The organism is Streptomyces sp. NPDC048392 (assembly GCF_043200575.1).
Classification (GTDB): Bacteria; Actinomycetota; Actinomycetes; order Streptomycetales; family Streptomycetaceae; genus Streptomyces.
Map to the genome: position 1 here is coordinate 1 of NZ_JBICYB010000078.1, position 11,324 is coordinate 11,324.

11 protein-coding genes are annotated in these 11,324 nt (G+C 66.7%); all 11 read right to left on the minus strand.

The window, feature by feature from the left end:
* Window positions 1–71: 71 nt before the first annotated feature.
* Window positions 72–443 carry a tetratricopeptide repeat protein gene (locus tag ACGFYH_RS36920; RefSeq protein ID WP_393807546.1) on the minus strand — a complete coding sequence of 124 codons (372 nt, stop codon included), beginning with the start codon at window positions 441–443 and terminating at the stop codon, window positions 72–74.
* Window positions 444–615: 172 nt separating this feature from the next.
* Entirely contained in the window at window positions 616–1,287 is a 672-nt protein-coding gene (locus tag ACGFYH_RS36925; protein ID WP_393807547.1) for a hypothetical protein, read from the minus strand.
* 27 nt (window positions 1,288–1,314) lie between these two features.
* Window positions 1,315–2,343 (minus strand): hypothetical protein, encoded by a 1,029-nt coding sequence (locus ACGFYH_RS36930; RefSeq protein WP_393807548.1) that lies wholly within the window; start codon window positions 2,341–2,343, stop codon window positions 1,315–1,317.
* Window positions 2,340–4,367: an ABC transporter ATP-binding protein gene (locus ACGFYH_RS36935; RefSeq protein WP_393807554.1), complete on the minus strand. Its 2,028-nt coding sequence runs from the start codon at window positions 4,365–4,367 to the stop codon at window positions 2,340–2,342. The genes ACGFYH_RS36930 and ACGFYH_RS36935 overlap by 4 nt, the downstream gene beginning before the upstream one ends.
* Entirely contained in the window at window positions 4,361–4,801 is a 441-nt protein-coding gene (locus tag ACGFYH_RS36940) for a hypothetical protein (protein ID WP_393807549.1), read from the minus strand. Before ACGFYH_RS36940 ends, ACGFYH_RS36935 begins: the two co-directional genes overlap by 7 nt.
* A 229-nt stretch (window positions 4,802–5,030) precedes the next feature.
* Window positions 5,031–5,702: a PolC-type DNA polymerase III gene (locus tag ACGFYH_RS36945; RefSeq protein ID WP_393807555.1), complete on the minus strand. Its 672-nt coding sequence runs from the start codon at window positions 5,700–5,702 to the stop codon at window positions 5,031–5,033.
* A 5-nt stretch (window positions 5,703–5,707) separates the two neighbouring features.
* Window positions 5,708–6,592 (minus strand): aminoglycoside phosphotransferase family protein, encoded by an 885-nt coding sequence (locus ACGFYH_RS36950; RefSeq protein WP_393807550.1) that lies wholly within the window; start codon window positions 6,590–6,592, stop codon window positions 5,708–5,710.
* A gap of 216 nt (window positions 6,593–6,808) precedes the next feature.
* Window positions 6,809–7,840, minus strand: coding sequence for a phosphotransferase enzyme family protein (locus tag ACGFYH_RS36955; protein WP_393807556.1), 1,032 nt, complete (start codon window positions 7,838–7,840; stop codon window positions 6,809–6,811).
* Between the two features lie 201 nt (window positions 7,841–8,041).
* Window positions 8,042–9,568 (minus strand): amino acid permease, encoded by a 1,527-nt coding sequence (locus tag ACGFYH_RS36960; RefSeq protein WP_393807551.1) that lies wholly within the window; start codon window positions 9,566–9,568, stop codon window positions 8,042–8,044.
* Between the two features lie 80 nt (window positions 9,569–9,648).
* Entirely contained in the window at window positions 9,649–10,512 is an 864-nt protein-coding gene (locus ACGFYH_RS36965; RefSeq protein ID WP_393807552.1) for a hypothetical protein, read from the minus strand.
* A 369-nt stretch (window positions 10,513–10,881) separates the two neighbouring features.
* The gene (locus ACGFYH_RS36970) at window positions 10,882–11,076 is read right to left on the minus strand and encodes a hypothetical protein (protein WP_393807553.1); all 195 of its coding nucleotides are present in this window, start codon (window positions 11,074–11,076) and stop codon (window positions 10,882–10,884) included.
* Window positions 11,077–11,324 lie beyond the last annotated feature (248 nt).

Sequence of the window (11,324 nt, forward strand, 5' to 3'; positions counted from 1 at the left end):
TCCCGCAAATCATCCATCTGTTCAGCGGAGAGATCCATGCCAGAGCAACGAGCCCATCGACGACAGGTAACTCAAACGGAATCACGAGACACTAGGGCGATGGCCTGCTCGGCAAGCTCTTCGCATTCCTGCCATCTGCCCTGCTCGCCTATCGATTCGGCTAGCCTCCCCTGTGTGTTCAGTGTGTCTTCGTGGCCGGCGCCGAGTGTTCTGATCCGCACTTCCAGAGAACGTCGCTGGTGTATCTCTGCCTCGGCGTAGCGGCCCAGCCCGTAGAGTGCCAGCCCCCATTCCAGCTCGCCCTGGAGAACCGCGTCGTGATCTTCGCCGAGCCGGAGCGAGGCAGCGAGGACTGCTGCCTCGTACAGGTCGGCGGCGTCCCTGAAGTCGCCTCTGTCCAGGGCACGTCCAGCTTCTGCCAGCCGCTCGTCATCGATGCTCACGGCATTCATCCTTACCTTCCTTGTCGGAACGGGCGTGACGTGTGGATCACGCTCGTGCGCTCTCTTCGATGGACGGATGTGCCCTTCCGGAATCCGGCGGGCAGCGTCTCCGAGGTGCGTTCACTGAACCCGGTGACCGATGCTCTGCACAGACTCCTCTGAAGGGGGGGAACTAGCCTTTGCCCAAGCGGAGTTCGTGGACCGGTTGGCACGTGTACGTGTTCCTGGACGGAACCTGCTGCTCCCATACCAGCCACACCGAGGAGATGAGGGCGGAGGTGCGGATGCCAGGCCGGATGGCTTTGCCCAGGTCGGACGCCAGCTGATCTGAACGCGCCGCCAGCTCAGGGGTGTCGGTGTCCTGAACGCCGTACCCGCACGACATGTGGCACCAGAAATGCTCCTCCTCTGGAGGCAGATCCATGCCGACGGAGAGCAGTCCCTGGCGGACCCGGCGGTTGAGCATCGCGGGGCCTTCCTCTGGCCAGATCTCGACGATCCCTGCCGAGCCCGATGCCCGTGCCGGGCCGATCTCGATACGGAACGGCTCCAGATCCGCCAGCTCACCCTGGACCGCGACCGCAGCGTTCTCCAGGTCGGCGCCGTCAACCCGTACGCCCGTGTTGTTCAGGGGCCTGATGGACTGGATGGTCATATGCAGGTCCTCCGGCGCGATCGGGGCGATCACGTCCGGATAGCGGGTCACGACCTCGTTCAGTCGGGCGAAGTAGTCGAGGACCTGGGGATCGGACTGCGGCAGCCACAGGACATGCGGCTTGATCCACTCCTCGGCTGGGGCGCCCGGTGCGGCCCACAGTCGTCCGGGATGCATGAACTTACGCATGGGAGTCCTCCGACATCAACTTCGTGTTCACGGCTCGATCCTTTCGGTGCCTAGCTCAGCAGCGGATGTGGGAGCCCCGGGCACGTCTGGTCGGGGCGGGTTGTCCTCGCGCTCCCGCACAACGACGCGGTCTGGTGCGGGAGATCGGCGGCCGACGGAGTCCCGTAGGGCGGCGGCAGCCAAGGAGAGGGCGTCGCCATCGCGTAGGACGACCGCGTGGTGTAGGTCCTCAGCCGCGGTGAGCACGGCGGCGTCGTCGAGGGCAAGGAGCTCGTTGTCGTCGAGGGTGCGTCCGTACCCGGCGAAGAACATGTCGGCGAGGTGCGGTTGCCCGGCCCACAGATGGGTGCATCGGGCGAAGTCCACGATTGAGGGGAGGACTTGAGCTTGCCCGAGGTTGGTCAAGGACAGCGTCTGGCCCTGGATGTTCCACCGCCATGAGGCCGGGCCGAATGCGCCGTGGCAGAACGCCACCGGCAGATCCTGGTCATGGTTGAGCAGCCTGTCGGCGCTGCTACGTACGGCTTCGGCTTCCTCAAGGCTCAGCCATGCGGTGGTGCGGTCGAGCAGACGGACGATGTGCTTGACGTAGTGAGTGAGATGCCGGGCCGCCTGTGCACGGGCGTCATGCATGCGCTCGACGCTGCCGTGCAGGACAGCGAGCAGCGTGCCGGCGTCTTGATGGATGCGCGGCAGCGCGTGCAGGGACGCCGCGTCGTCGACGGGCCTTCCACGGGGGTGCGTAGTCAGCGAGGCACGCAGTCGCGGCTCGTGGGCGATCATGCGTGGCCCGTGAGCGGGACCGAGGCGGTGGATCGCGGTGCGATAGGAGAGAACCTCGCGTCGAAATGCCATGTCAGTGCCGTGGACGCGAATGTCAATGAGGCCTTGCGGTGCTGAGACGCGCCAGGCGCGAGCACCGCTGAGATCGATCGGCAGCGGCCAGGGAGCGAGTGCGCCGATCCGGACCTTGGCCCATTCGGCCACCCGGGCCGGGATCGGCATGGACGGCGCGGGCGGCGCCTGACGGGCACGGGATCTGGGATTCGAGTTCATGACTGCGGGGTGGACGAGGACGTGTCGGGCAGGGAGGAGCGGGGCGAAGGAACCGAAGCACCGTTGGAACCTGGCCGAACGAACTGGCTCGCTTGAAGATCAAACAGTTCGGCGTACACGCCGCCGTCGGCAAGGAGCTGGTCAGGACTGCCGGACTCCACCAGACGCCCGCCGTCGAGCACATGGATCAGGTCGGCATGCTGCACCGAGGCCAGCCTGTGAGTGATCAGCACCACCGTCTGCCCGGCCTTCGCCAGGGCCCGGATCGCAGCGAAAACCTCTAGCTCAGCTCGGGCATCGAGGGCGGCCGTCGGCTCATCCACCACCAAAATCTCGCCCCGCCTGAACGCTGCTCGTGCGACACCGATGCGCTGCCACTGCCCGCCGGAGATCTCGTGCCCGCCACGGAAGCCGCGCCCAAGGAGAGTGTCGAGTCCGCGCGGCAGGCTGTCGATCACCTTGCCAGCTCCGGCTTGGTCGATCGCCTCCTGGACTCGCTCGGTGGTCAGCGGAACCTCGGGACGCCCGACGCCGACATTGGCGCGAGCTGTGAAGGTCCAGCGGACAAAGTCTTGCGCCACCATGGCGACCCGTCCGGCGAGCTGGTCACGGTCGGCTTGCGCCGTGTCGACGTCATCCCAGCAGATGCGCCCCGCGGACGGCTGGTACAGGCCGGCCAGCAGCTTCACCAGCGTGGTCTTGCCAGCGCCGTTGACACCCACCAAGGCGATGATCTTGCCGGTAGGGATGGTCAGAGAGACGTCGGTGAGGGCTGGGCTACTGTCCTCACCAGGATAGATGAAGGACACGTTCTCGAAGCGGATCTCCTCCGGCCGATCGGGAAGGTCCAGCCCGCCGGTGGGAATGGCCCGCCGTCCCGCCTCGATGTTGAGCTGCTCCAGGTCGCCGATGAACAGGGCTTCGGCGTTCAGGGAGTTCAGCTCGAGTACGAGGGTGTTGAGGCTGCCCGAGCCGGAGCGGATCGCGATGACCGCGGTGCCTGCGACGGCGAGCGCCATGATCCCGGACAGGAGAAGTGCGCCGAGCGTGAGGTAGGTGGCGATCGTGGCAAGTCCGGTGCCGGCTGCGGCGATCAGAAGCGTGCGTCCCTCCAGGCGGGCGAGCCGAGCCTGTTCTTCTTCTGCGGCCTCGGACATGCCGCGGAAGTGCTTCAGAAGGAACGGTCCGAGACGGTGCACACGGATCTCGGGCGCGGACTTGGGATCGACGAGCATCCGGGCGATCACCTGGCAGGCCCGGGAGTGCTGCACCCACGTGTGAAAGGAGCGATAGCGGCGCTGCGCGGTGATCAGCGCCGACCAGGCACTGGGCAGTGCCATCAGCACGAGCATCGGCAACAGACTCCAGTGCAGCACCGTGAGCACACCCATCGCGGCCACCAGCGAGAACAGGGCGTTCATGACGCGAGTGGACATCTTGATGGCACGCCGTGCGGCCATCGCCCCGTACTGAGCGGAGTCGAGCAGCCGATGAAAGCCGTCGTCCTCGATGGCGGCCAGCTCCACCCGGGCCGCACGCGTCAAGTAGGTTTCGGTCGCCAGCCGTTCGACCTTGGGCTCCAGACGGCCGGTCGCATAAGTGGACACCGACCGCAGCAGCGCCGCCGCGACCATGGCGACGGTGACCACAATGAGAGCCGGGGCCGCGGAACGGAACCGGTCCGTCAGGTCACCGTCGGCGAGTAGATCAGCGAGGACCTGGTTGACCGCCAGCAGGCTCACCGCCTGCGCTAGGCCTCGGCCGATCTCGCACCCGATCACCAAGCGGGCAGCATTCCCGTCAGCGCGCCAGGCCAGCCGGAACCCGGTCTTCAGCAGGTCCGGCATGCGCCGCACCATCGCCTTCGGACTCAGCTCAAGGCGTGCCTGCTCATGCCGCGACCACCCCTGGTCATAACGCAACGGGCCGCCGAACAGGAGCTTCTCGGAGTCCGAAACGATCGCGTCGGGATCATCCGGCGGGTGCTCTCCTGCCTTGCCCGCGGCGTCTGCGCTGGTCACCAGACCACCCCCGCAGTCGGGATCTGGCTGACCGTGGCGCCGGGCGCCGGGCGCAGCCCCCACCTCTCGGTGGCCAGCCGCTCGGCGGCCGTGGCGTGGAGGTGGGCTTGTTCCCCCCACCCGAACAGCTCCACCGCCTGCTGCGCCGGAGCGAGCAGTCGAAGCAGCATCCGTCCTGTGGCTGGATCGGGAGCGGCAGGCCCAATCTGGGTGACGCGGGCCGCCATCCGGACACGGGCGCATGGGTCGATGCCTCCGTGCACGGCGCCTTTATCGTCGTACATGTAGCCGAGATACTGCGGGTCGACGCATGACACTTGCGCTTGTTCGACGGCCTCCCGCTTGAGCGTGGCGACCGGATCCCCACCATCGGCGAGCTGTTCGACGGTGCCGCCCGGCAGCAGCGGCCACCAGCCCTCGGTGTCGATCAACACCACGCACCGGCCGTCCGGAACGAACAGCCATCCCCACGCCTGCATTATCGCGAGCCCGTCCGGCGCCGGAAGGGGATGCCACGGCCCCTGCTGGCAGTGCGGCCGCGGGTACGCCGCATCCGGCCGCATGCTGTCCGCGACGCATACGGCTCCCGGAGTATCGACTGGGGCTGTAGTTCTCGGTGAATGTGCTGAGCTGTCAGGCAAGGCGAATCCTCAACTTCGTTTTCAGTTAGTGAAGTTCGAGCTGTGTCGGCGCGGCGGCGCGGGGCTGCATGCCGGCAGCGCGCACCAGATCGGCCAGAGAGGCGATGGCCTGCTCGCGGGCTGCTTCGGTCAGCAGGTGCCGGAAGAGCGCCGCGGTGACGGTGACGTCGTCCATTGCTCGATGCCGGTGGGCAGGCTGAGGGATCCCGCAGTGCGCCAGCAGCGCGTCGAGGCTGTACGAGGGCAGGCCGGGCCACACGTGACGAGCCAGCAGTCGGGTGCAGATCAGTCGCGTGTACGCCAGGCGCGGGCAGTGATCGCGGTAGCGGTAGATGAACCCGGCCTCGACCGGAGCGTGATGTGCCACCAGGACCTTGGGGCGGGCTGGCAGCGCCGCGTCCAGGGTGTGCAGCGCGGTGGCGGCGTCCGGGGCCTCGGCGACGTCGCTAGCCGTGATGCCGGTCTGCTTCGTGTCGAGTGCGGTGACCGGCGCATGGAGGGGCGGGCGGATCAACGACTGGAACTCGAACCCGCTACGTACCGGCCCCTGGCCTGGTATGTGCTGAATTCCCAGGGCTGCGACCTCGATCGGCTCCGGGGAGGCCCCCTTCGGCGTCGTGCCCTCGAAGTCGATCGCGACGAAGTGGGTCTCTTGGAATGTGGGGTCGTTGGCGAGCTGCGGATTCTCCCGACGCATGGGCGTCACCACCCGACCGTGCTTCGGGTGCGCTCGGCCCGAAGATTCATGATCATGGTGTGGGCCTCGTCGACGAGCTCCAGGTCGTGGTGCTGGGTGCCGAACCGTACGGAGTCCAGCGCGTCCAGCACGCCGTACGCGATGCGTGCCCGCTGTTCTTCGGGAGTGAGCGGGCGGGCGTAGCCGCTGGCGAAAGCGGCAGCGAGGTCAGGCCGCTGGTAGAGGTCCCGGTAGTACAGGCGGCTCAAGTCCCTGCGTACGGCGGGCTCGTGCTGGGTCCGCTCGAAGTCGATGACGCGGAGGTACTGCTCGCGCTCGTCCCACATCCAGTTCCTGGGCCTGTAGTCCCCGTGCGCCACCACGGCATCCAGATAGGACGGCGCCTTCGAAGCGAGAGCGCCGAGGAACTTCAGGTCGTCGATCGTGAGGTAAGCCTCCGCGGCTGCCAGCAGCTTCTCCAAGTCGGCTTGCCACTCGGCCTCCGCCTCCGTGGAGGAGCAGGGTCGGGGGTCGGCAGCGTGCAGCCGGGCCAGCAGCGCGCCAGCCTGTCGATACGCCTCCCGTTCCTGCTCGGCCGGCAGCCGCAGCTTGTCCAAACTCTGGCCGGGTACGGCGGTCACCAGCACCGTCCGGGTCTCTGCCTCAGAGGCGACCAGCGTCGGAGTACGGTCCGGCCCGAGGGCGGCCGTCCACTTTGCGTAGGCGGCGACCTCGCGGTGGTGCAGTTTGGGGCCCGCGTTCTGCTTGGCGTACCACCTTTTGCCGTCAGGGGCTTGAAGCTCCCAGAGCGAGGTGCGGAGCGAGTCGGAACGGGGGTGCTCGGCGATGACTTCGTGGGTGTCGGTCACTGTGGAGAGCAGGCTGTGGAACGCGGCGGGCAAGGTCTTCACTGTGGGGGCGCCTCTCTTCGCGACAACGTCACGAACTCTGAGTGGTCTCGTCCGCACCCAGAGTCGTGGGGTGGTGGTGAAGAATGTCAGGAGCCACTGACAACGCCCCCGGCCGTTCGTCCTGAATTGATCAATATGAACTGGATCAGCGGCACCGCTTACGGCGTCGCTGCCGCTGGAGGCGAAGGGACTGAGCATCCTGGTGGTGGACATGGCTCACCAGCCCTGATTGACATCGGTCAGGGCCGCCTCGATCCAGTCGAGGCTGGCGAGGAGGCGTCGTATCGCCATCTGCCGATCTCCCCAGTACTGCTCAAGGTCGACGTGCGATTGGTCTGACGACTCGTCGTTGCTGGGGGCGGCACCGTGGAAGCCGTAGAGCATGTCCAGCAATGCGACTCGAGCACAGGCTTCGGTATGCGGGAGGGTGGGGTTCTGTGACCGGTACGCCTCGATCATCCGTACTGCGAACTGTTGCCAGTGGGTTCCACGAGCCACGGTGCATGGGTCGAAGGCAGCACGACCCAGCTCCCATACGGGAGATCCTTTTACGCTACGGAAGTTGAGGATGCCGGTAACGGAGTCGGCAACCATGAACACGTGGGTGCGGGCAAAGCTCCCGTGCACCGCCTGGTTCGTCAACTTCGCAGGCAGCCCGGCCCGAAGTCGATCAGTATGTGCGACGAGGTCTAGCTGACGGCGGAGGAGCCGGTCACGCACTTGCGCCAGGTCGCGAGGCTCCCGCTGCCGGACCGCCTCCAGCTCGACCGCGCACGCGGCCACCCCTTCATCGGGAGACATGGTGCGCCAGTCTGAGCGAACCGTTAGCTCGGGCAAGGGGTACGCAGCCAAGACTCGATGCATTCGCCCCAGCACGGTGCCCGTGGCCTCGGCGCGCGCCATGGTCATGGCTGTCGTGTCCGCGCGGCCAAGAACGTCGTCGGCCACAGCCCACGCGCTGCCTTCCGATATGGCGACGAGGTCACCGTCACGGTCGGGCCAGACCCGTGGCACGGGAAGGTCGGCGGCCCTGCAGAACTCCGACATGTCCCATGCCGCCCGCGCCAGGTTCACATTGACCGACGTGGCGTACTCCGTGACCCGCAGCCGCCGGCCGTCAGCGGTCAGGACACGTCGATTCACGGACTCGCTGTCTGCCGACGTCCACTCCACTGTTTCGACCGAGATTCCGTACCGCTCGGCGAGGACGTCTGCCGTGAGTTCGTCCATCCAGGCGTCGTCGTCCATGCGGCTCACGGATCTCCCCTTCTGTACTAGGCGGTGGACGGGGGCACGGCGAAGGCGTGCCATGTAGATCAAGAACCGGCGGAGGAGGCAGGTGCTCGAAGGTCCGTGGGCTCGCCGCCCTCTCGCTGGCAGGGCGGCGGCAGGCAGCGAGCCCACTGGGGAGTTATCGGGCCGAATTGACTGCGTCCCGTCCTCGGCCTGTCACCGTGCTGCGTTCTGAGGGACGGGGCTGGCCTGCGCGGTGTGCTTCGGGTGTTGGGGGTTGAGGAACCAGTGGCGGGCGGAGGCGAGCCACCATCCCCCGGCGAAGATCACCACGACGCCGACGGCGACGGGTGCGTAGTTGAAGGTCTCCAAGGTCACAGGGGACGCCTGGGGCAGCATGAAGAGCACGGTGATCACGGCAACCCAGGTCACGGCGATCACGCCGATCGGGGTGGACCAGCGGCCGAGATGCCACGGGCCGCGCCGGAAGGAGTCGCCTTGACGCAGCCGCAGCAGCGTCGGGATGACGTACGCGATGTACAGGCCGATCGTCGCGATGGACGTGACGGCCGCGTACGCGGTCGAGTTGACCAGGTAGGGAAGGCCGAGGATGAAGGCACCGCCGGCGGCCAGCCAGACCGCGTTGGTCGGCGTACGGGTTCCCGGGTGCAGCTTGTGCCACGTCTTGGAGAAGGGCAGGGCCCCGTCGCGGGAGAAGGCGTAGATCATGCGTGAGTTGGCGGTCACGCTGGCCATGCCGCAGAAGAGTTGGGCTCCGATGACGATGAGCAGCATCATCTTGCCGGTGCTCTCGCCGAGGGCGTCCAGGAAGATCTGCGCGGGCGGCACGCCAGTCTTGGAGTCGAGGGAGCCGCTGTAGGACTGGATGGCGAAGGTCAGTCCGAAGAGGAGTACGAACCCGGCGGCCCAGGAGACCAGGATGGACCGGATGATCCCGCGGGGTCCCTCGACGGAGGCGTTCTTGGTTTCCTCGGTCATGTGGGCGGAGGCGTCGTAGCCGGTGAAGGTGTACTGGGCCATCAGCAGGCCGATCAGGCTGACGTAGATTGCTGAGCCCCAGCCGGTGTTGTTGACGAACTCGGTGAAGACGAACTGCGGGGACTGGTGATGGTCGGGGACCAGGAGGAGTGCGCCGACGATCACCACCACGCCGATCAGGTGCCACCAGACGCTGACAGTGTTGAAGAAGCCGACGATCCGGACGCGGAACGTGTTCACGAGGGCGTGGAGGACGAGGATGATGCCGAACAGAACGATCGTGTGCCTGGGAGTGGCCGCGTAGCCGAACTGCAAGTCCATGTAGGCGTTCAGGAACGAGGCGGCGCCGAAGTCGATCCCCGCGGTGACCGCCACCTGACCCAAGGTGTTAAACCATCCGGTGAACCACGCCCACGCAGGCGCGGACTGTCGTGGGGCCAGCTTGTGGGCCCAGAAGTAGAGGCCAGCCGACGTGGGGTAGGAGGAGCAGACCTCCGCCATGGCCAGGCCGACGAAGAGGGTCATCAGGCCGACGAGTACCCAGCCCCACATGATCAGTGCGGGGCCGCCGGTGTTCATGCCGTACGCGTACATGGTCAAGCAGCCGCTGAGGATGCTGATGATCGTGAAGCTGACCGCGAAGTTCTGCTTGCCGCTCATGCTGCGGTCGAGTGTCTGGGTAATGCCCAGCTCAGCGAGGCGCTCCTCTTCCGACTGTGTGGTGCTCGGAATGTCTAGGGGCATGGGGGTACTTCCTCCGTTGTGAATGCGTCCAGCTCATTGGGCTGTGCCAGGGGTTTGAACTCGGCGGCAGGACCTTGTGCTCAGGGTTCGGCGAGTTTCATTGCCCAGCCGCGATGGCGGCGGAACAAGGTCGTGGCGTCGCCGCAGTAGCTCCACGGCACATCGGTGGCGTACGGGCCGATGGCGTCGAAGACATCTGCGGCTTCCAAGTGCCGGCCTGCGAACGACAAAGCGTGCGCGAGGTAGTTGGCGTCCTCGTGGAAGGCGGCGTGTGGCCGCTTGGGGGCCCGGTACTCCCACCAGTTCGTCCGCGCCTGCATGGTCGAGGGATTGTCCGTCCACGGGTGAACGGTCAGTCCGTAACGGTCTCCGTCCACTTCCATGCGCAGACGGTGGGTTTCGGCAAGGGCGACCAGCGGCAGCACGTGCAGCGGCAGCCCTCGCGGGGTGTGGGCGCACCGCTCCTGTGCCCAGTGGAATACCTCTCCGCCTGTGCCGTGCCAGGAGGGGAAGAGGTAGGTGAGTAGTTCGTGGTGCGCTTCTCGGTTCCAGGGATCGCGTTCAATTGCCTGCTGCCACACCTGCTTTACCGTCGCGCGCCATTCGCGGTCGCGTGGAGGCGAATGGAAGCGCGTCAACGCGAGCATGACAACGTAAGGGGATGGGTCGTTCGGCAGGACGTCGGCGGCGGCACCGCAGGTGTTCCACGCCTGCTGCATCCCCTCGGTGGGCCCCCGCCCTGGGCCGTCGGCCATCGACCTCAAGGCCAATACATTGGCCAGCAGAGCCAGAGCGTGAGGGGAGCGAGGTTCTGCCTGCGCCCATGTGTCGGCGAACGTCAACCGCACTCCGATACGGGCGAGGACCTGCAGGCGGAAGATCCGCCTGTCCCAGTCGGCCCCCGTCGAGGCCAGGAGCTCGCGAGCTCCTTCCCAGCGACCCATCGCAGCATCCTCGATCACCCTACGAAGGGCGGCGTCGTCCCGGGCCGGATGCCGGTCGAGGGCAGGTCTGTGCCTACCCATGGCCCGCCTGCCTCGCGTGCTCCACAGATGGGGCGAGCTCCTGAGTCCCGACGAGCGAGGCTTCCCCTCGTGCTTGAACTGCGCTCTTGCCGTCCAGCGTGGGCAGCGAGAGGCGTTGGGCCCACAGCGGCGCCGCAGCGGTGGCCAGGATCACCGCCCGGCGCGCAGGCACATCGGGTATCGGCATCATCGAAAGTCCTCGGGTCACGTCCGGTGGTGGAAAGACCGTCAGGGCATGGGGGTGAAGGGAGGGGAGCCAACAACCGCGCCTATGCCCCGACGGTCGGCCTAGAAGTCGATCTTTGCGATCAGCTCGACCGCGCCCTGCACGCCCTCTTTGATGCTCGGTGCCGCAGAGCTGCTGGCCAGGAAGAAGCCGAACAGGATGCACACGATGCCGTGCGCGACGTTCAGGCCCGCCTTCTTTATGAGGAGGAAGACGATCACGCCCAGGAGCACGACGGCGGAGAAGCTAACGACCACAACGGGCCTCCAAGCGGCGGCGCCTGCCGCGGCACGATTGCTGCACCGCCAGATGCCGCTGGGGCATCCGCGTCATGGGCTGATCCATCCGTACTTGTAAGGCCGAAAGCACCTTGGACTCCGGTGGCCGAGATCAGGGATAGCTGAGTCCCGCGGGACCTGTCCCCGAGTGGTGGACACCTCTGAGCCCGGCCCCGGCAGGGGCCGGGTAGGAGGGATCTCTTATGGTGATGAAGGTCTACTCGCCC